This is a genomic window from Rhodococcus aetherivorans, from assembly GCF_025722975.1.
Taxonomy (GTDB): Bacteria; Actinomycetota; Actinomycetes; order Mycobacteriales; family Mycobacteriaceae; genus Rhodococcus; species Rhodococcus aetherivorans.
Genome location: NZ_CP106982.1, coordinates 3,554,172 through 3,573,749, shown reverse-complemented (window position 1 = coordinate 3,573,749; position 19,578 = coordinate 3,554,172). Strand labels below are relative to the sequence as shown.

The following is a 19,578-nucleotide window of genomic DNA, read 5'->3' as shown; positions in this document are numbered from 1 at the left end:
TACCGTCCGGTTGCACATCGTCCGGGTAGGTGCAACCATGAAGTTGCATGTCATCGGACGAGGAGGTTCCCATGGACACGCCGGACCGCATCGAACGGGAGATCCGCATCGAGGCGCCCGCCGCTCGGGTGTGGCAGCTCGTCGCCCGGCCCGGCTGGTGGATCGGCGACGGCGACCGTTCCGGGCACACCGTGACCACCGACGGCGACCTGATCGTCGTCCACGACCCGCGGTACGGGAAGTTCCCGATGTACCGGGTGGCGTCCGATGAGCCCCGGTACCTCGCGTACCGCTGCTCGGCGGTGATCGACGAGCCGCCCCGTGACGGCGCCGCCACCCTCGTCGAGTTCTTCCTCACCGAGGTGGGCGGCGGCACCGTCCTGCGCGTCGTCGAGAGCGGGTTCGGCGCCCTGGACGGGACCCCGGCACAGCGCCGCGGGGCGTTCGAGGGCAACACCGACGGCTGGCGGCAGCAGCTCGACATCGCCAAACGGGACGTCGAGAGTGCCTGATCCCGCCGATTCCGCCGTCGGCGCGGTGCTCGCGGCGCTGGCCGACCCGACCCGCCGGCTCATCCTCGGCACGCTCGCCGAACTGGGGAGGGCCAGCGCCACCACGCTCGCCGGGCGGGTCCCGGTCTCGCGCCAGGCGGTGGTCAAGCAACTCCAGATCCTCGAGACCGCGGGCCTGGTCGACGCCGCCCGCGCCGGCCGGGAGGTGCTCTACACCCCGCGCCCCGAGACCCTGGACGGCTCGGCCCGGTGGCTCGCCGAGCTGGCCGACGCCTGGGACCGCCGTCTCGGGGCGGTGAAACGCGCCGCCGAAGAGGGCCGGCCCTCCCGCTGACCGGCGGAGGAAGAAAATTCCGCGCCGGATGTCGATCCACCCGCCGGCCGTTCGTGTACAGGTTGGATCACCGGCACCGGGCCGGGGACCGCCACCGCGAGGAGGATCGGCCATGACCCAGTACCTGCTGAGCATCTACCAGCCCGACGGTGACCCGCCGCCGCCGGAGTTCCTCGACCCGATCATGCGCGACGTCGAGGCCGTCGATGCCGAGATGCGTGCCGCCGGCGTCTGGGTGTTCGCCGGGGGACTGCACCCCCCGAGCACCGCCACCGTGCTCCGGCTCGCGGGCGACGGCATCCTCACCACCGACGGCCCGTACCTCGAGGGCAAGGAACACATCGGCGGGTTCACCGTGATCGAAGCGCCCGACCTCGACGCCGCCCTGGAGTGGGGCCGCAAGCTCGCCCGCGCGATCACGCTGCCGATCGAGGTGCGGCCGCTGCAGGGCGGGCACTGCGGGTGACACGCCCGTGCCCGAGGTGACGGACGCGGAGATCGCGCGCGTGTTCCGCGCCGAACACGGCCGTGCGGTCGCCGCGCTCGTCCGCGCCTTCGGGGACATCGACCTGGCCGAGGAATCCGTGCAGGACGCGTTCGCCGTCGCCGTCGCCCGGTGGCCGGTCGACGGGCTGCCGCCGAGCCCGGCCGGGTGGATCGTCACCACCGCCCGGCGCCGCGCGATCGACCGGATCCGCCGGGAGAAGGCCCGCGCCGGCAAGCACGCCGACGCCGCCCAGCTGCACGAATCCGGGGACACCGCCGTCGACGGCGAGGAGACCGTCGTGCCCGACGACCGGCTGCGCCTGATCTTCACGTGTTGCCATCCCGCGCTGGCGCCCGCCGCCCGCGTCGCCCTCACGCTGCGGTTGCTCGGCGGCCTGACCACGGCCGAGATCGCCCGGGCCTTCCTCGTCCCGGAGACGACCATGGCGCAGCGGCTGGTGCGCGCCAAGGGCAAGATCCGCGACGCCCGCATCCCGTACCGCGTTCCGGACCCCGGTGAGCTACCCGCCCGCCTCGGCTCCGTGCTCGCCGTCGTCTATCTCGTCTTCACCGAGGGGCACACCGCGGCCGGTGGGGACCGGCTGGTCCGCGACGACCTGTGCACCGAGGCGATCCGGCTCGCCCGCCTGCTGGCCGAGCTCATGCCCGACGAACCCGAGGTACTGGGCCTGCTCGCGCTGCTGCTGCTCGCCGACGCGCGACGACCGGCCCGCACGAACGCCGCCGGGAATCTGGTGCCCCTCGCCGAGCAGGACCGCGGGCTGTGGGACCGCGACCGGATCGCCGAGGGACAGGCCCTCGTCCGGCGCTGCCTGCGGCTCGGGCGGCCCGGCCCGTACCAGATCCAGGCCGCGATAGCCGCCGTCCACGGCGATGCCGCCACGGTCGAGACGACCGACTGGCGGCAGGTCGTCGCGCTCTACGATCAGCTGCTCGTCGTCGCACCCACCCCGGTCGCCGCCCTGCACCGGGCAGTCGCGGTGGCCGAGGTCGACGGCCCCGCCGCGGGTCTCGCCCTCGTCGACGCCCTCGACCTGGACCGCTACCACCTGTTCCACGCGGTGCGCGCCGACCTGCTCCGCCGGCTCGGCCGCATCCCGGAGGCCACCGCGGCGTACGACGCGGCGCTCGCGCGGACCGCCAACGCCGCCGAGCGCGGCTTTCTGCAGCGCCGTCGCGCCGAGCTCAGCTGACCGGCGACTCCTCCGCCGGCGGCCCGGTCCTGCCGTTCTGCCACGGCCACCGGCCGGAGATCTCGAGCTGCAGGGACCAGCTCAAGAAGGTCCGGATGAGGACGATGACCGCCAGTACCCCTACCGAGGTGAAGGTGGGGGTGACGGCGACCGTCTTGATGATGTCCGCGGCCACCAGGAATTCGAGACCGAGCAGGATCGACCGCCCGAGATCGCGCCGATAGCGTTCGTAGATCGGTGCGGCGGCGGAGCGGCGCCAGGACCGCACGGCGACCCAGCTCGCCACCGCCGCACCGACGACGATCACCGCCACCCCGACCACGTCGACGGCGCCGCCGACGGTCTCGAGCACGCGGGACAGCTCCATGCGAACCTCCGGGGTGCGGACGGGACGATTCGGTCATGTTCGCAGGTCCGGCTCGATCCGTCCCGGCAACCGGTTGTCCACACCCGGACCGGTTATCCACAGATTCCGCCTGCGGGCGGCGAGATCGCCGTGCCGGCGCCGCGCGCGCGGCACGCTGCCGCCATGACCGTATTGCTGTTCGCCGTGCTCGGCGCCGCGGCCGGTGCCGGCGCGCACCGCCTCGTCGCCCGCCTCGCCGGGCGCCACCCACCGCGCGGGGTGTGTGAGGCCGCCGCCGCGGCCGGCGGCGCCGTGGCCGTGCTCGCCACCGCCACGGCACCGGGTGCGGCCGCCGTCGCGGCGCTGATCTGGTGGTGTGTGTGCCTGAGCGCGGCCGACCTGTCGGCGCGGCGGCTGCCGAACGTCCTGACGGTGCCGGGCGCCGCCGTCGTCCTCGCGGTCGCCGCAGGAGCGGGACACGCGGCCCCCGCGCTCGCCGGGGCGGTCCTGCTGGCCGGGCCGTACCTGCTCGCTCACCTGGCCGCCCCGCGGAGTCTCGGCGCGGGCGATGTGAAGCTCGCCGCCGGGCTGGGGGCGGCCGCGGGCGCGAACGGCGCGGCCGCGTGGACGACGGCGGCCCTGCTGCCACCGCTGCTCACCGCCGCGGCGGGCGCCGTCGTCGTCGGCGCGGGTTGGGTACGGGCACATCGCCGCCCGCGCGGTGTGGTGCTGCCGCACGGGCCGTCGATGTGCGCGGCGGCCGTCGCCGCGGTCCTGGCGGCGGGTTGACCGGGGCGGCGTCCTGCCGGTGGCGGTGCACGTGGAAGGATGGGATTGTGCTGCGCTGGATAACTGCTGGAGAGTCCCATGGTCCCGCCCTCGTCGCGATGCTCGAGGGGATGGTCGCCGGTGTCGAGGTGACGTCGAGCGACATCTCGGAGCAGCTGGCGCGGCGCCGCCTCGGCTACGGCCGGGGCGCGCGCATGAAATTCGAGGCCGACAAGGTCACCATCCTCGGCGGCGTCCGGCACGGCCACACCCTCGGCGGCCCGGTGGCCATCGAGATCGGCAACACCGAGTGGCCCAAGTGGGAGACCATCATGTCCGCCGACCCGGTGGACGCCGAACTGCTCGCCGGGCAGGCCCGCAACGCGCCGCTGACCCGTCCGCGACCCGGCCACGCCGACTACTCCGGCATGCTCAAGTACGGCTTCGACGACGCCCGGCCCGTCCTCGAGCGCGCCAGCGCCCGGGAGACTGCGGCCCGCGTCGCCGCCGGCACCGTGGCCCGCAACTTCCTGCGCCAGGTGTTCGGCGCCGAGGTCGTCTCGCATGTGATCTCCATCGGCGCGTCCGAACCCTACGTGGGGGTGGAGCCGACCGGCGCCGACCTCGCCGCCATCGACGCCAGCCCGGTGCGGGCCTTCGACAAGTCGGCCGAGGAGTCGATGATCGCCGAGATCGAGGCCGCCAAGCGCGACGGTGACACCCTCGGCGGTGTCGTCGAGGTCGTGGTGCACGGCTTGCCCGTCGGTCTCGGCTCGTTCATCAGCGGTGCCGACCGGCTCGACGCCCGGCTCGCCGCGGCCCTCATGGGCATCCAGGCCATCAAGGGCGTCGAGGTCGGCGACGGCTTCGAGACCGCCCGCCGCCGCGGCAGCGTCGCCCACGACGAGATGCGGCCCGGCCCCGACGGCGTGCTCCGCTCGACCAACCGGGCCGGCGGCCTCGAGGGCGGCATGACCAACGGCGAGGCGCTGCGGGTGCGGGCCGCGATGAAGCCCATCTCCACGGTGCCGCGCGCCCTCGCCACCGTCGACATGTCGTCCGGCGAGGAGGCCGTCGCGATCCACCAGCGCTCCGACGTGTGCGCCGTGCCCGCGGCCGGCGTCGTGGCCGAGGCGATGGTGGCGCTCGTCGTGGCGCAGGCCGCGCTCGAGAAGTTCGGGGGCGACTCGATCGACGAGACCCGCACCAACGTCCGCAACTACCTCGAGGCCGTCGCGGCCCGGGTGCCACGGTGACGACATGACGCCACGCGCAGTTCTGATCGGGCCGCCCGGGGCCGGCAAGTCGACCATCGGCCGCCGGCTCGCCCAAGCCCTCGACCTGCCGTTGCTCGATACCGACGCCGAGATCGAGCGCACCACCGGGCGCACGATCCCGGACATCTTCGGCACCGACGGCGAACCGGCGTTCCGGCGGATCGAGGAAGAGGTGGTGGCCGACGCGCTCGCCCGTCACGACGGGATCGTCTCGCTCGGCGGCGGCGCGATCCTGTCCGAGCGCACCCGCGCCCTGCTCGAGGGGAGGACGGTGATCTACCTCGAGATCAGCGTCGCCGAGGGCCTGCGCCGCACCGGGACCAACACCACGCGGCCGCTGCTCGCCGGGGCGGATCCCGCGGCGAAGTACCGGGAGCTGATGCGCCGGCGCCGCCCGCTGTACCGGCAGGCGGCCACCATCCGGGTTCGCACCGACGGGCGCAGCCCCGGCCGCGTGGTGCAGCAGGTCCTTGCCAAACTGGAGGCGCAGACGGATCTGGCCGCCACCGGTGCCCACCCGTCCGCTGCCAGCGGGACCAGTACAGAGAATCGGAGCAATCAACCGTGACCGAACCGGTACGCGTCGACGTCCAGACGGCCCAGCCCTACCCGGTGATCATCGGCCGAGGCCTGCTCGGTGAGCTCGTCGACGAACTCACCGGCACCCGCACCGTCGCGATCCTGCACCAGCCGCCGCTCGCGGAGACCGCCGAGGCGGTGCGCACCGCGTTGGCGGAGAAGGGGATCGACGCCCACCGGGTCGAGATCCCCGACGCCGAAGACGGCAAGGACCTCGCCGTCGCGGGATTCTGCTGGGAGGTGCTCGGGCGCATCGGGTTGACCCGCAGCGACGCGATCGTCAGCCTCGGCGGGGGAGCGGCCACCGACCTGGCCGGGTTCGTCGCTGCGACGTGGATGCGCGGGGTGCGGATCGTGCACGTGCCCACCACGCTGCTCGCGATGGTCGATGCCGCGGTCGGCGGCAAGACCGGCATCAACACCGACGCAGGCAAGAACCTCGTCGGCGCCTTCCACGAGCCGTCCGCGGTGCTCGTCGATCTCGCGACCCTCGAGACGGTGCCGCGCAACGAGATCGTCGCCGGCCTCGCCGAGGTCGTCAAGACCGGCTTCATCGCCGACCCGAAGATCCTCGAGCTGATCGAGGCCGACCCGGAGGCCGCGCTCGACCCGGCGGGAACGGTGCTGCCCGAACTGATCCGACGCTCGATCGAGGTCAAGGCGAAGGTCGTCGCCGCGGACCTCAAGGAGTCGAGCCTGCGCGAGATCCTCAACTACGGGCACACCCTCGGGCACGCCATCGAACGGCGCGAACGCTACCGGTGGCGTCACGGCGCCGCTGTCGCCGTCGGCCTGGTCTTTGCCGCCGAGCTGGGCCGCCTCGCGGGGCGCCTGGACGACGCCACCGCCGACCGGCACCGCAGCATCCTCGAGCTCGTCGGGCTGCCCACGACCTACGACGCCGACGCCTTCCCGCAGCTGCTCGAGGGCATGCAGTCCGACAAGAAGAACCGCGCGGGCATGCTCCGGTTCGTCGTCCTCGACGGCCTCGCCAAGCCCGGCAGGCTCGAGGGACCGGATCCGTCGCTGCTCGCGGCGGCGTACTCGGCCGTCGCGCGGGAGGGGACCGCCGACCCGGGGACCGTGCTCCTGTGATCCGCTGAGCCCCCTCGACGGGCCGGCGCACCGAAGGGTGCGCCGGCCCGTTCCATTTTTCCGGGATCCCTCGGCCTACTCGGCCCCGAGGTAATTCGAACTGGACGGAATCAAAAAATTTTCCGAATCGAAGGTCGCGGCCCCACCGGACGGCCGACCGCAGCCACGGAAATGAAAGACTTTTCGCCGCAACGTGTTCGGATTCGCCCTCGGCTCTTCGTTGATTTCCGGGTGGTACCGGCCGTACGATTCCCGTCATGATGAACGCTCAGCAGGTCACGACGACGCCGGATGCCTTCCGGCGCCGCGTCGCTCACTGCTGACCCACCACGCGAGCCCCGGGAGTCGACGTCCCGGGGCTTTCGTCGTGTTCGGGCACGTCGCTTCCTCTCGCCGACACGAGAGTCGAGGAACGGATCATGAACGGTGCAGATCACCGAGTGCTCGGTCGCGAACTCGAAATGTTCGCCACCGCACCGATAGTGGGTGCGGGCCTTCCGCTGTGGCTGCCGGACGGTGCGGTGATCCGTGCCGAACTCGAGGCCTTCGCCGCCGAGGTGGCGGCCGAAACCGGCTGTCGCCGCGTCTACACCCCGGTGCTCGCCAAGAAGGAATTGTTCGTCCGGTCCGGCCACTGGTCCAAATTCGCCGACGACATGTTCCCCGAGATGCGGGTCGGAGGCGAGAGTTTCGTTCTCCGGCCCGCCAATTGCCCCCACCACGCCCAGATCTTCGCCTCGCGGGGCCGCAGCTACCGCGACCTGCCGATCCGCCTGTCGGAGCTGGGATCGATGTTCCGCAGCGAACTGTCCGGCGTGCTCGCCGGCCTGAGCCGGGTCCGGCAGATCAGTCTCGACGACGCGCACGTGTTCTGCGCGCCCGAACAGGTCGGCGCGGAGGTGGAACTCGCGCTGAGTGCGATCGAGCGCTGCTACGGGGTCCTCGGGCTCGCCGACCGGCGTTACCGCCTGTCCCTGGGTGACGCCGGCGGGCGGTATCTCGGCACCGGCGAGCAGTGGGCGCACGCCCAGGATCAACTGCGCGGAGCGCTCGAACGGCGCGGGCTGGACTTCTTCGAGGCCGAAGGGGAGGCCGCGTTCTACGGTCCGAAGATCGACATCCAGGTCGCCGGCGCGCACGGGCGCGAGGAGACCGTGTCCACCGTCCAGCTCGACTTCACTCAGCCCGAGCGCTTCGGCCTCGAATACACCGGCGAGGACGGGCGCAGGCATCGGCCCGCGATGATCCACCGGGGTGTGCTCGGGTCGATGGAGCGGCTGATCGCGATGCTCGTCGAACGCTTCGAAGGGCGCATGCCGCCCTGGCTGTCGCCCCGCCAGGTGGCGGTCCTGCCCGTCGGGGACGGCCACGGCGACGGGGCCGGCAGGCTGCGGGACAGGTTGGTGGCCGAGGGGATTCGCGTCGACGTGCTCGCCGGGGGTTCGTTGGGCAGCCGTATCCGGGCCGCGCGCCTGCACCGCGACCCGTACATCGCGATCGTCGGCGACGAGGAACTCGCGGACGAGACCGTCAGCGCGCTGGTGCCGCAGTCGGGGCAGCGGGCGTGCCTCGGGCGCGAGCAGTTCGTGCAACGGGTGCGGGCCGACGTCCGGGGCCGGGTCCTGCGTCCGTCCGCGCTGCCGTGAACGCCCCCTCGTGGACGCCGGCCGAGGGGGAGCCGGCGTCTCGGGTCATGACCGGGTTCCGGCGATCGGCTCGGCCGCCGTCGGCGCTGGTCGTGCCGTCGCAGTCGGGCTCCGAGCGCGCCCGGCCCGGACTCCGTTGGCGATCACGACGATCTCGGCGACCTCGTGGACGAGGACGACCGCGGCCAGGCCGAGGACTCCGAACAGGGCGAGTGGCATCAGAACGGTGATGATCGCCAGGGACAGTCCGACGTTCTGCAGCATGATCGTCCGCGACCGTCGAGCGTGGCGGAGCGCTCGGGGCAGGTGCCGCAGGTCCTCGCCCATCAGGGCGACGTCGGCGGTGTCGATGGCGACGTCGGAGCCCATCGCGCCCATCGCGATGCCGAGGTCGGCGGCCGCGAGCGCCGGGGCGTCGTTGACCCCGTCGCCGACCATCGCGGTCGGCCGTGTGGCGCGCAGGGTCTCGACGAGACGGGCCTTGTCCTCGGGGCGCAGGTCGGCGTGCACCTCGTCGATACCGGCGTCGGCGGCCAGGGCTCGGGCGGTGCGGTCGTGGTCGCCGGTGAGCATCGCGACGGTGTAGCCGTCACGGCGCAGCCCGGCGACCACCTCGCGCGCTTCCGCGCGGAGCTCGTCGCGGACGGCGACCGCCCCGATCGCGGCGCCTTCGCGTTCGACGAGGACCGCGGTGGCCCCGGCATGCTGCATCCGCTCGATGTCCGCGGCGAGCGGACCGGCGTCGATCCAGCCGGGCCGGCCCAGCCGGACAGGAGCGCCGGCGATGCGGCCGGTCAGGCCGGCACCGGGGACCGCGTCCACCTGTTCGGCCGGCACGTAGTCGTCGACGGCGGCGAGAATCGCCGGGGCGAGGGGGTGTTCGCTGCGGGCCTCCAGAGCGGCGGCCACGGCGAGAACGTCGTGGGGGGTCGTTCCCTCCGCGGTGGCGACGTCGAGCACGGCGGGCCGGTTCCGGGTGAGGGTGCCGGTCTTGTCCAACGCGATGCCGCGGATGCGGCCGAGAGCCTCGAGGGCGGCGCCGCCCTTGACCAGGACGCCGAACCTGGATGCGGCGCCGACCGCGGCGACGACCGTGACCGGGATCGCGATCGCCAGCGCGCACGGCGACGCGGCGACCAGCACCACCAGGGCGCGTTCGATCCACACGCGCGGATCCCCGGCCAGGCTGCCGACGACGGCGATGGCCGCGGCCGCGACCATCACGGCCGGGACGAGTGGGGTGGCGATCCTGTCGGCCAGGCGTTGCGCGTCGCCCTTGCGGGACTGCTCGGCCTCGACGATCCGCACGATCCTGGCCAGCGAGTTGTCCTGCGCGCCGGCGGTGACCTCGACCTCGAGGACACCGGTGCCGTTGATCGACCCGGCGAACACCTCGTCGCCCGGACCGGCCTCGACGGGCATCGATTCCCCGGTGACGGCGGAGGTGTCCAGGGCGGTGCGCCCGGATCGGACGATCCCGTCGGTGGCGATCCGCTCCCCGGGTTTGACGATCATGACCTCGCCGAGCGCGAGGTCGGCAGGCGGAACGGTCTGCTCGCGACCGTCGCGCAGCACCGTGGCGGTGTCCGGGACCAGGGACAGCAGTGCGCGCAGGCCGCGGCGGGTGCGGGTGACGGCGTACTCCTCGAGTCCCTCGCTGATCGCGAACAGGAACGCGAGCATCGCGGCCTCGCCGACCTCACCGAGCAGCACCGCGCCGAGGGCCGCGATCGTCATCAGGGTCCCGACGCCGATCCCGCCCTTGGGCAGGCGTTCGAGCGTGGCGGGGACGAAGGTGTAGCCGGCGACGATCAAAGCCACCGCCTCGAGTCCCACACCGAGAGCGTCGGGTCCGCCGCCGACACGGACGATCAGGGCCGCCACCAGCAGGACGCCCGCGGCGGCGGCCGCCCGGATCTCCGTGACCTGCCACAACTTCTCGGGCGCGTGCTCGTCCTCGCCGGGGAGGCGGGGTTCGGCGTGGCCGCAACCGCAGGCGTCGCTCACGGCGCGCTCCCGGTGCCGGTGCCGTAGTTCGGGCACAACGCGACCGCGTTCCCGGTCGCGGCCAGCAACGTCTCGGCCGAGGCGAGCAGATCCATCAACTCGGGTCGGGTCAGCGAGTAGAACACCTGCCGGCCCTGGGGGCGGCCCTCGACGAGGTTGCAGTCCCGCAGGCACGCCATGTGCGCAGAGACCGTCGACTGCGCCAACCGCAGCTCACCGACGAGGTCCGCCACCCGCGCCTCACCCTCGGCGAGCCGTCGCACGATCGCCAATCGGGTGCCGTCCGAGAGGCTGTGGAACAGCGCCACCGCGGCGTCGAGGTCCGGCACCGGCCGGGTCGACGTCGGGACCGCACCACCGTCACGATTGATCGTCATACGGCGATGATAGCGGTTTCAGGCGATGTAACGCTGCGACTACTCGGCGCCGCGCACGACCTGCAGGCCGGGACGGCCTGCACGCGCCGGCACGGGCGTTCCGCGGCGGCCCCGGTTGTCCCGGACGGGATGGGAGAGCCGGTGGGCGTGCAGGTAGGCGACGCCCACGCGGGAATACCAGGCGGCGGTCCAGGACGGGATGCCGCCCAGCATCGACAGCGCGAACCCGTGGTGGCGGTCGACGAAGTCGACGGTCACCGCGTACAGATCCACCCCCGGGCACTTCCTGGCCGCCGCCTCGATGTCGAGGTCGTCGGGCCACCAGCTCGCGGGCAGGACGGGGTCGGCCGCCTCGGGGGTGCCCGGGTGGCGGCGACCGAGCACTCGTCCGCGCACCACCGCGGCGGCGGCGCTGCACGAGCCCTTCGCGAGGCCCCACGTCGTGGACCACAGGCCGGCGGGGTGCGTCAGCGGCAGGATCGCCCCGAGCAGTCGTCCCAGCTGCGGTTCACCACCGGTCCGGGAGCACCAAGGCCCACCCTCGTCCGAGCCGTTCGGGGCCGTCTTCCCGTCGGGGCATACCGGAGCGCGCTCTCCCATGGTTCCCTACTCTAAATGTATTGGGCGCCAGTCGGATTGATTTTCGGTGATCGCATCGCGGCAGGGGGATCCGACCGGGCGGCTCCGCCTGCCCGGCGTCCGGGTCGCGGACGGGCGGTGCTGGGGCGGTCGCTGCGCGTGGGGACACTGCCGAGGATCGGTCTCATCCGCCGTCGAGGCTCCGGTGGGCCAGTTCCTCGCGCGCGGCGGTCTCGACGCCGACCGGGAGGGCAGGGGTGCGGCCCAGTTCGAGGTCGGCCACGAACTCGGCGAGCAGGTCGGTCGGCCATCGATCGAAGTCGGCCATCGCAATCCCCCTCGGTGCGTCCGATCGGGCGAGCGGCTTTCCCTCGCCTGCTCCCGATTCTCGATCCCGATGCTTCACAATTACACCACCGGCACGTCGTGTGACACGACTCCTCGCATAATCGGTCCGTTCCGCCCGTCCCGTCCGATTCCGGCCCGGGCGCGGATCACGCCCGGATGCCCTCCACGGCCGGCGCGGAGCTCGGTTCTGCGCCGTGTTCCCGGCCCAGGTCGGCGATCGCGGAGGTGAACTCCGGGTCGAACAGCAGGAAGCTGAGCAGGTCTCCGCGATCCTCGTCATCGCCGCCGACCAGCCGCGCGACGACGGACGGCGCGGGGTTGCGCAGGAACCGGCGCACGGCGGGCCGGCGACGCACCACGTCCTCCGCGATCTCGGCGATCCGGCCGGCCTGGCCCGGTGGTGGGCCGGCGAAGTCGATCCCGATGGGACGGTCGGTCGGGGACACCGCGCGGGTCTGCGCGATCCGTGCGTTGCGGAATTCGAGCGTGTGCAGATCCTCGATCATCCGGTAGCCGAGCATCGCGCGCAGTGCCAGGGCCGCGACGCCGGCCACGTCGGGAGGCGCCGGCCGGTGCCTCCCGGTGCGCGCCGCGACCGGCGGGGGCCACACCCGCGGCTGCGTCGCCACGACGCCGACGTCGTTCGCGCCCAGCAGCAGCGCGGGTTTGATCGGGGTGTTGAGCAGCAGTCCGCCGTCGATGTACCAGCCGGAGCGCTGCGGGGCGCATCGGTCGGTGACGTGGATGGGCCGGAACAGGATCGGGACCGCCGAGGAGGCCAGCAGGTGGTCGACGGTCAGCGTCGTCTCGACGTAGCTGATGTTGCGGCGGATGTCGTACTCGGGCAGGCGCACCGAATCGTTCTTCTCCACGAACACCACCGTCCCGCCGGTGGCCACGGACGTCGTCGCGACGGCGACCGCGTCCACCAACCCGGCCCGGATGTTCTCGTGCAGCCGGGTCCACGGGACGAGGCGCTGCAGGGTTCCCCGGATCGGGGTCGTATCGAGCAGGCTGACGAGACGCGTGCGGGGAAAGCCGATCGCCTGGCCCAGGAAGGCCGCGCCGGTGCCGAGAAGGCTGTGCACCGACGAGTACACGTCGGACGAGACCACCCCGGTCCACAGGTCCACGACCCGTTCCGCGGCCGTGGGCAGTCCCTCGTCGGCAAACGCGGCGAGCCCGAGCACGTTGATCGCGCCCGCGCTGGTCCCGACGAGGATCGCGGGCGCTGCGCCGTGCCGCGTCATCCGGGGAAGCAGGGAGGTGATCGCCCCGGCCTGATAGGCACCGCGCGCGCCCGCGCCCGCGACGACCAGCGCCGTCCGCCGGCGTCCGTGGGTACCGCGCGCCCCGCGTCCGGCCATGGGCGGAACGGTACCTGCCGGCCTCCGGCCACGGACCCGATTCCGCAACCGGCCCGGTCCGATCGGGAGACGCTAGGGGCGGCGGTCCGGATCGATCCGCTCGAACACCTCGGTCGGGGCGTCGTCGTCGCGCCACCCCGGATCCGGCGCCGCGGCCGCCCCGACCGGCGCCGGCCCGGCGTCGGGCTTCGCCTTCGGCGCGGACTTGCGCTGCTCCCGGCGCACCAGGAACCGCCCGAGCATCACCGCGGCCGTCGCGGGGACGTACACCAGCAGCACGGTGAACGCCGCACCCGAGGTCAGTTCGAAGAACAGCGACTTGACCCCGACCTGGATCGGGCTGACCGTGTCGATCAGCCAGGTGAGCAGGCCGGCGACGAGGCCGGTGACCGCCGCCGCCTTCAGCCACAGCATCGTCAGGTCCGCACCGTCCTCCGACTGCGGGTGCGCCCGCTGGTCGCGGATCCCGTCGAGCCCGGCCCACACGATCGCGGCGAGCACGACGACGGCCAGCGCGACCATCCGCAGCACCGAGCCTTGCAGCGGCCATTGCACCAGGGCGGCCCCCAGCAGGACCCGCACGAGCACGTGCACGAGGGTCAGGCCGAGCCCGCGAAGCAACCAGGGTTTCATGTACCTCAGAGTAACGTCTGGATCGGCGGAAGTGTGTTCCGCCCCACATGGTCTCCGCTCCTCATCGTCCTGCCCTTCGTCGTCCTGCCCTTCATCGTCCTGCCCTTCGTCGTCACCGCCCGGGCGGCGGCCGTTCCGGCCGCCGCCGCGGGAGTACGTTGAGCCCATGCCCGCCGATCACGCCTCCCGCCGCGCCGCGCTGCGCCGGCTGCTCGCCGACCGGGACCTCGATGCGCTCCTGGTGACGGACCTGCTCAACATCCGCTACCTCACCGGCTTCACCGGTTCGAATGCCGCGCTGCTCGTCACCGCCGACGACGACGACGACGAGTCCCGCACCGTCGTGTGCACCGACGGCCGCTACCTCACCCAGATCGCCGCGCAGGTGCCCGACCTGCGGGCCCGGATCGCCCGCGCCAGCGCCGATCACCTGGTCGGTTCCGCGGCCACGCCGGCCCGGTGGGGCTTCGAGAGCCACATCGTCACCGTCGAACAGCACGTGCGCTGGGCGGGGCTGGACAGCCCGCTCACCCTCACGCCCGCGCCCCGGCTGGTCGAGCAGTTGCGCATGGTCAAGGACGAACACGAGGTCGGGCTGCTGAAGGCGGCGTGCGCCGCCGCGGACCGGGCGCTGGCCGACCTCGTCGCCGCCGGCGGGCTGCGCCCGGGCCGCACCGAACGGCAGGTCGGCCGCGATCTCGAGGCCCGCATGCTCGACCACGGCGCCGACGGCATCTCCTTCGAGACGATCGTCGCGACCGGGGCGAACTCGGCTGTGCCGCACCACCGGCCCACCGACGCGGTGCTCGCCGCCGGGGACTTCGTCAAGCTCGACTTCGGCGCGCAGGTCGGGGGATACCACTCCGACATGACCCGCACCTACGTCCTCGCGCGGGCCGCCGACTGGCAGCGGGAGGTGTACGACCTCGTCGCGCGCGCCCAGGCGGCCGGGCGGGCGGCGCTCGTGCCGGGCGTCGACCTGGCCGCCGTGGACGCCGCGGCCCGCGGCGTCATCGCCGACGCCGGGCACGGTGATCTGTTCCTGCACGGACTCGGCCACGGGGTCGGTCTGGAGATCCACGAAGCACCCGGAATCGGCCAGGCGGCGACCGGTACACTTGCCTGCGGTGCGGCGGTGACCGTCGAACCGGGCGTGTACTTCTCCGGGCGCGGAGGCGTGCGGATCGAGGACACGCTCGTGGTGCGTGAGCAGGGACCGGAGCTGCTCACACTCACCGACAAGACATTGACCGTCGTATGAGGGCGGTACCTCGACTCTAGGAGACGCGAAACCAAGTGGCCGATACCAGCGATTTCAAGAACGGGCTCGTGCTGAAGATCGATGGTCAGCTGTGGCAGATCATCGAGTTCCAGCACGTCAAGCCCGGCAAGGGGCCGGCGTTCGTCCGTACGAAGATCAAGAACGTGCTCTCCGGCAAGACCGTCGACAAGACCTGGAACGCCGGGGTGAAGGTCGAGACCGCCACCGTCGACCGCCGCGACATGACGTACCTGTACCACGACGGCACCGACTACGTGTTCATGGACGGCGAGACCTACGACCAGATCTCCATCAACGAGGAGACCCTGGGCGACGGCGCGAAGTTCCTGCTCGAGAACATGCAGGTGCAGGTGGCCACCCACGAGGGCACCCCGCTGTTCGTCGAACTGCCGGTCACCGTCGAACTCGAGGTCACCCACACCGATCCCGGCCTGCAGGGCGACCGCTCCACCGGGGGCACCAAGCCGGCGACCCTCGAGACCGGCGCCGAGATCCAGGTCCCGCTGTTCATCAACACCGGCGACAAGCTCAAGGTCGATTCGCGTGACGGCAGCTACCTCGGGCGAGTGAATTCCTGAGTGTCCGGTACGCAGAAGAAACTCGGAGCCCGGCACAAGGCGCGTAAGCGTGCCGTCGACCTGCTGTTCGAGGCCGAAGCCCGCGACATCGACCCGGTCGGTCTCGCGGCCGACCGCATCGCGCTCGCCGTCACCGACGACCAGGTCGCCCAGGTGCCGCCGTACACGCAGACCGTCGTGCGCGGCGTGGCGGAGCATCTCGACGAGCTCGACCAGGTGATCGCCGAGCACCTGCACGACTGGACGCTCGAGCGGCTGCCCGCCGTGGACCGGGCGATCCTGCGCATCTCGGTGTGGGAGCTGTTCCACGCCTCCGACGTGCCGCCGGTGGTGGCCGTCGACGAGGCCGTCGAACTGGCCAAGCAGCTGTCCACCGACGACTCGCCCGCCTTCGTCAACGGCATCCTCGGCCAGATCGTGGCGCTCGCCGACCAGGTCCGTGCCGCCGCGGCGGCCACCTCGTCGCGCGCCGCCGAGCCGGCCGAGCAGCGGGAGTCCGAGCGGCCCTGACATCGCAACGTGAGCGGGCCCGGCCGGGGACGGAAGTCGCCGGCCGGGCCCGCTCGTCGCTACCGGGACGGCGGCCTGTGGCACGCCTCACCCCGCACCCGTGTCTGGGGGTCACCGGCCGCTGCTAGGCTGATGCACCGTCAGGCATCCTTTAACGATCCGTCCAGCGAGGCGGAGAAGGAGGTCGCAGTATGGCCATGTCCGAAGACGGGTCGCCGGTATCCACGCCCGGTCCGGCCCGCGAATTGCTCTCCGCAGCCGACGTCGGCCGCACCGTCGCCCGCATCGCGCACCAGATCATCGAGAAGACCGCGCTCGACGCCCCCGAGGGCGAGGCCCCCCGCGTCGTCCTCGTCGGTATCCCCACCCGCGGCACCACCCTCGCGCACCGGCTCGCCGAACGCATCGCCGAGTTCTCCGGGGTGACCGTGCCCGTCGGCTCCCTCGACATCACCCTCTACCGCGACGACCTGCGCACCAAGCCGCACCGGCCGCTCGAGCGCACGTCGGTGCCCGAAGGCGGCGTCGAGGACGCCCTCGTCGTCCTCGTCGACGACGTCCTGTTCTCCGGCCGCTCGGTGCGCGCCGCGCTCGACGCCCTGCGCGACCTCGGCCGGCCCCGCGCCGTGCAGCTCGCAGTCCTGGTCGACCGCGGCCACCGCGAACTGCCGCTGCGCGCCGACTACGTCGGCAAGAATGTCCCCACCGCCCGCGCCGAGGACGTGCGGGTCCTGCTCACCGAGCAGGACGACCGCGACGCCGTGGTGATCTCCGGAGGCAAGATTTCGTGAAGCACCTGCTCTCCATCGCGGACCTGACCGAGGCGTCCGCGACCGAGCTTCTCGACGAGGCCGAACGGTTCGAGCAGGCGCTGCTCGGCCGTGAGGTGCGCAAGCTGCCGACCCTGCGGGGCCGCACCGTGATGACGGTGTTCTTCGAGAACTCCACCCGCACCCGGGTCTCGTTCGAGGTCGCCGGCAAGTGGATGAGCGCGGACGTGATCAACGTCAGCGCCTCGAGCTCGTCGGTCGCCAAGGGCGAATCGCTGCGCGACACCGCGCTGACCCTGCACGCCGCCGGCGCGGACGCGTTGATCGTGCGGCACCCCGCCTCGGGCGCCGCGCACCGCATCGCCGACTGGACCGGCGACGGCAACGGCGGCGGGCCGGCGGTGATCAACGCCGGCGACGGCACCCACGAACACCCCACGCAGGCCCTGCTCGACGCGCTGACCCTCCGGCAGCGGCTCGGGTCGATCGCCGGCCGGCGCATCGGGATCGTGGGCGACATCCTGCACAGCCGTGTCGCCCGCTCCAACGCGCTGCTGCTGTCCACGCTCGGCGCCGAGGTGGTGCTGGTCGCGCCCCGCACGCTGCTGCCGGTGGGCGTGGAGACCTGGCCGGTGACCGTGTCGCACTCGCTCGACGCCGAACTGCCCGGCCTCGACGCGGTGCTCATGCTGCGGGTGCAGGCCGAACGCATGAACGGCGGGTTCTTCCCGTCGGCGCGCGAGTACTCGATCGGATACGGGTTGTCGGAGAAGCGGCTGGCGATGCTCGGCGAGCACGCCGTGGTGCTGCACCCCGGTCCGATGCTGCGCGGCATGGAGATCGCCTCCGCGGTCGCCGACGCCCCGCAGACCGCGGTGCTGCAGCAGGTGAGCAACGGCGTGCACGTGCGCATGGCCGTGCTGTTCCGTCTGCTCGTCGGCACGGAGAGCGCGATCGCATGACCGGCTCGCACGCGGACCGCGCAGCCGCGCAGGATACGAAGAACACTGGGACAGGAGAAGATTCGGTGTCGCCGCAGGTGCTCATCCGCAACGTGCTCGTCTACGGGGAGGGCGCGCCGACCGACGTGCTGCTCGGCGACGAGCAGATCCTCGGGATCGGGACCGACCTCGATGCCGGCTCCGACGCCGAGGTGATCGACGGCGCCGGACGGGTCCTGCTGCCCGGCTTCGTCGACCTGCACACGCACCTGCGCGAGCCCGGCCGCGAGGACACCGAGACCATCGACACCGGATCCGCCGCGGCGGCGCTCGGCGGCTACACCGCGGTGTTCGCGATGGCCAACACCGACCCCGTCGCGGACTCCGTCGTCGTCACCGACCACGTGTGGCGGCGCGGGCAGGAGGTCGGCCTCGTCGATGTGCACCCCGTCGGCGCCGTCACCGTCGGCCTCGCGGGCAAGCAGCTCGCGGAGATGGGCACCATGGCCGCCGGCGTCGGCCGCGTCCGGATGTTCTCCGACGACGGGCACTGCGTGTACGACCCGCTCATCATGCGCCGGGCGCTCGAGTACTCGAGTTCGCTCGGGGTGCTCATCGCCCAGCACGCCGAGGAACCGCGGCTGACCGCCGGAGCCGTCGCCCACGAGGGCCCCACCGCGGCGCGCCTCGGCCTGGCCGGCTGGCCGCGCGCGGCCGAGGAGTCCATCGTCGCGCGCGACGCCCTGCTCGCCCGGGACGCCCGAGCCCGCGTGCACATCTGCCACGCCTCCACCGCCGGCACCGTCGAGCTGGTGAAATGGGCCAAGGCGCAAGGGATCGCGATCACCGCCGAGGTCACCCCGCACCACCTCCTGCTGGACGATTCGCGGCTCGAGACCTACGACGGCGTCAACCGTGTCAACCCGCCGCTGCGTGAGCGCTCCGACGTCGAGGCGCTGCGCCGCGGCCTGGCCGAGGGCGTGCTCGACTGCGTCGCCACCGACCACGCCCCGCACGCCGAGCAGGACAAGTGCTGCGAGTTCTCCCAGGCCCGTCCCGGCATGCTCGGCCTCGAGACGGCCCTGTCGATCGTCGTCGAGACGATGGTCCGCCCCGGGCTGCTGGACTGGCGCGGCGTCGCGAAGGTGATGAGCGAACGGCCCGCCGAGATCGTCGGCCTCGACGACCAGGGGCGGCCCCTCGAGGTGGGGGAGCCGGCCAACGTGGTGCTCGTCGACCCCGACGCCGAGTGGACGGTGCGCGGACCGGAGCTGGCCTCGGTCGCGCACAACACGCCGTACGAGGCGATGACCCTGCCCGGCAAGGTCGTCGCGACCGTGCTGCGCGGCCGGATCACCGCGCTCGACGGCACGGTCCGGCCGGCCACCGGAAGCGGGGTGCGGTGATGGACCGCGTGTTGCTCACGCTCGGCTTCGTCGCCCTGTGGGTGGTGCTGGCCCTGCTGATGTGGAAGGGCTGGCGCGGCCGCGGCCGACGCCAGGCCGATGCCGTCGGTGCCCTCCCGCCGGTGCCGGCCGAGCTGGGGGAGCAGCTGGTGGCCCCGAGCACAGGCCTGTACGTGGGCAGCACCCTCGCGCCGAGCTGGCAGGACCGGATCGCCGTCGGCGACCTCGGCCACCGCGCGGCCGGCGAGCTCAGCCGCTACCGCGCCGGAGTGCTGCTCGAACGCGACGGCGCCTCGCCGATCTGGATCCCGCAGGACTCGATCCGGGCGATCCGCACCGAACGGGGCCTCGCGGGGAAGGTGATGACCAAGGACGGTGTGCTGGTGATCCGCTGGCAGCTGCCCTCCGGCACCGAGATCGACACGGGATTCCGCGGCGACGACAAGACCATCTACCCCCTGTGGGTGCAGGAGACGAACGAGAATTACCGGGACAGTGAAAGCTAGGACGACAGCCTGGACGG

The 19,578-nt window shown here is 72.6% G+C and carries 24 protein-coding genes; 17 read left to right on the top strand and 7 right to left on the bottom strand.

What is annotated here, in order from left to right:
- Nucleotides 1-71 precede the first annotated feature (71 nt).
- The 4 genes from OCS65_RS16070 (at nt 72) to OCS65_RS16055 (ending at nt 2,546) form a co-directional block, all read left to right on the top strand.
- The gene (locus tag OCS65_RS16070; RefSeq protein ID WP_006947010.1) at nt 72-512 is read left to right on the top strand and encodes an SRPBCC domain-containing protein; all 441 of its coding nucleotides are present in this window, start codon (nt 72-74) and stop codon (nt 510-512) included.
- On the top strand, nt 505-846 hold the full coding sequence (locus tag OCS65_RS16065) for an ArsR/SmtB family transcription factor (protein ID WP_006947009.1): 342 nt from the start codon (nt 505-507) through the stop codon (nt 844-846). Before OCS65_RS16070 ends, OCS65_RS16065 begins: the two co-directional genes overlap by 8 nt.
- A 112-nt stretch (nt 847-958) precedes the next feature.
- Nucleotides 959-1,312, top strand: a complete 354-nt coding sequence (locus OCS65_RS16060; protein ID WP_006947008.1) for a YciI family protein — start codon at nt 959-961, stop codon at nt 1,310-1,312.
- Nucleotides 1,313-1,319: 7 nt separating this feature from the next.
- Entirely contained in the window at nt 1,320-2,546 is a 1,227-nt protein-coding gene (locus OCS65_RS16055; RefSeq protein WP_263507277.1) for an RNA polymerase sigma factor, read from the top strand.
- Here OCS65_RS16055 and OCS65_RS16050 read toward each other — a convergent pair.
- Nucleotides 2,539-2,913, bottom strand: a complete 375-nt coding sequence (locus tag OCS65_RS16050; RefSeq protein WP_006947006.1) for a DUF1622 domain-containing protein — start codon at nt 2,911-2,913, stop codon at nt 2,539-2,541. The two genes, OCS65_RS16055 and OCS65_RS16050, sit on opposite strands and share 8 nt — an antisense overlap.
- 162 nt (nt 2,914-3,075) lie before the next feature.
- On the opposite strand from OCS65_RS16050, the gene OCS65_RS16045 reads away from it, so the two are divergent.
- The 5 genes from OCS65_RS16045 to thrS all read left to right on the top strand — a co-directional run bounded on the left by OCS65_RS16045 (nt 3,076) and on the right by thrS (nt 8,257).
- On the top strand, nt 3,076-3,681 hold the full coding sequence (locus tag OCS65_RS16045) for a prepilin peptidase (RefSeq protein WP_049904244.1): 606 nt from the start codon (nt 3,076-3,078) through the stop codon (nt 3,679-3,681).
- A gap of 47 nt (nt 3,682-3,728) precedes the next feature.
- Complete coding sequence (gene aroC, locus OCS65_RS16040; RefSeq protein WP_006947004.1) at nt 3,729-4,916, top strand: chorismate synthase; 1,188 nt, start codon at nt 3,729-3,731, stop codon at nt 4,914-4,916.
- A gap of 4 nt (nt 4,917-4,920) precedes the next feature.
- A complete protein-coding gene (locus tag OCS65_RS16035) occupies nt 4,921-5,505 on the top strand; it encodes a shikimate kinase (protein ID WP_006947003.1) in 585 nt (194 codons plus the stop codon).
- Nucleotides 5,502-6,611 (top strand): 3-dehydroquinate synthase, encoded by a 1,110-nt coding sequence (aroB, locus tag OCS65_RS16030; protein ID WP_006947002.1) that lies wholly within the window; start codon nt 5,502-5,504, stop codon nt 6,609-6,611. The genes OCS65_RS16035 and aroB overlap by 4 nt, the downstream gene beginning before the upstream one ends.
- Nucleotides 6,612-7,027: 416 nt before the next feature.
- The gene (gene thrS, locus OCS65_RS16025) at nt 7,028-8,257 is read left to right on the top strand and encodes a threonine--tRNA ligase (RefSeq protein ID WP_263510372.1); all 1,230 of its coding nucleotides are present in this window, start codon (nt 7,028-7,030) and stop codon (nt 8,255-8,257) included.
- 45 nt (nt 8,258-8,302) lie between these two features.
- Here thrS and OCS65_RS16020 read toward each other — a convergent pair whose 3' ends face one another.
- The 6 genes from OCS65_RS16020 to OCS65_RS15995 all read right to left on the bottom strand — a co-directional run bounded on the left by OCS65_RS16020 (nt 8,303) and on the right by OCS65_RS15995 (nt 13,568).
- Nucleotides 8,303-10,264, bottom strand: a complete 1,962-nt coding sequence (locus OCS65_RS16020; protein WP_185712736.1) for a heavy metal translocating P-type ATPase — start codon at nt 10,262-10,264, stop codon at nt 8,303-8,305.
- Complete coding sequence (locus OCS65_RS16015; protein WP_168579626.1) at nt 10,261-10,641, bottom strand: ArsR/SmtB family transcription factor; 381 nt, start codon at nt 10,639-10,641, stop codon at nt 10,261-10,263. The genes OCS65_RS16020 and OCS65_RS16015 overlap by 4 nt, the downstream gene beginning before the upstream one ends.
- A 39-nt stretch (nt 10,642-10,680) precedes the next feature.
- Nucleotides 10,681-11,241 carry a hypothetical protein gene (locus OCS65_RS16010; protein WP_102800060.1) on the bottom strand — a complete coding sequence of 187 codons (561 nt, stop codon included), beginning with the start codon at nt 11,239-11,241 and terminating at the stop codon, nt 10,681-10,683.
- Nucleotides 11,242-11,404: 163 nt separating this feature from the next.
- Entirely contained in the window at nt 11,405-11,548 is a 144-nt protein-coding gene (locus OCS65_RS16005; protein WP_006937614.1) for a hypothetical protein, read from the bottom strand.
- Nucleotides 11,549-11,714: 166 nt separating this feature from the next.
- Nucleotides 11,715-12,935 (bottom strand): patatin-like phospholipase family protein, encoded by a 1,221-nt coding sequence (locus OCS65_RS16000; RefSeq protein ID WP_006937615.1) that lies wholly within the window; start codon nt 12,933-12,935, stop codon nt 11,715-11,717.
- A 72-nt stretch (nt 12,936-13,007) separates the two neighbouring features.
- Nucleotides 13,008-13,568: a B-4DMT family transporter gene (locus tag OCS65_RS15995; protein ID WP_029543592.1), complete on the bottom strand. Its 561-nt coding sequence runs from the start codon at nt 13,566-13,568 to the stop codon at nt 13,008-13,010.
- 33 nt (nt 13,569-13,601) lie between these two features.
- Here OCS65_RS15995 and OCS65_RS15990 point away from each other — a divergent pair, with 33 nt between their 5' ends.
- The 8 genes from OCS65_RS15990 to OCS65_RS15955 all read left to right on the top strand — a co-directional run bounded on the left by OCS65_RS15990 (nt 13,602) and on the right by OCS65_RS15955 (nt 19,561).
- Nucleotides 13,602-13,730 (top strand): hypothetical protein, encoded by a 129-nt coding sequence (locus OCS65_RS15990; protein ID WP_263507275.1) that lies wholly within the window; start codon nt 13,602-13,604, stop codon nt 13,728-13,730.
- Between the two features lie 4 nt (nt 13,731-13,734).
- A complete protein-coding gene (locus tag OCS65_RS15985) occupies nt 13,735-14,829 on the top strand; it encodes an aminopeptidase P family protein (protein ID WP_185712737.1) in 1,095 nt (364 codons plus the stop codon).
- Between the two features lie 35 nt (nt 14,830-14,864).
- Complete coding sequence (gene efp / locus OCS65_RS15980; protein WP_006937620.1) at nt 14,865-15,428, top strand: elongation factor P; 564 nt, start codon at nt 14,865-14,867, stop codon at nt 15,426-15,428.
- On the top strand, nt 15,429-15,938 hold the full coding sequence (gene nusB, locus OCS65_RS15975) for a transcription antitermination factor NusB (protein ID WP_006937621.1): 510 nt from the start codon (nt 15,429-15,431) through the stop codon (nt 15,936-15,938).
- Nucleotides 15,939-16,129: 191 nt separating this feature from the next.
- Nucleotides 16,130-16,729, top strand: a complete 600-nt coding sequence (gene pyrR / locus OCS65_RS15970; RefSeq protein WP_006937623.1) for a bifunctional pyr operon transcriptional regulator/uracil phosphoribosyltransferase PyrR — start codon at nt 16,130-16,132, stop codon at nt 16,727-16,729.
- The gene (locus OCS65_RS15965; protein ID WP_006937625.1) at nt 16,726-17,670 is read left to right on the top strand and encodes an aspartate carbamoyltransferase catalytic subunit; all 945 of its coding nucleotides are present in this window, start codon (nt 16,726-16,728) and stop codon (nt 17,668-17,670) included. Before pyrR ends, OCS65_RS15965 begins: the two co-directional genes overlap by 4 nt.
- 65 nt (nt 17,671-17,735) lie before the next feature.
- Entirely contained in the window at nt 17,736-19,055 is a 1,320-nt protein-coding gene (locus OCS65_RS15960) for a dihydroorotase (RefSeq protein ID WP_050035208.1), read from the top strand.
- Complete coding sequence (locus OCS65_RS15955; RefSeq protein WP_029543596.1) at nt 19,055-19,561, top strand: PH-like domain-containing protein; 507 nt, start codon at nt 19,055-19,057, stop codon at nt 19,559-19,561. Before OCS65_RS15960 ends, OCS65_RS15955 begins: the two co-directional genes overlap by 1 nt.
- Nucleotides 19,562-19,578: the final 17 nt, after the last annotated feature.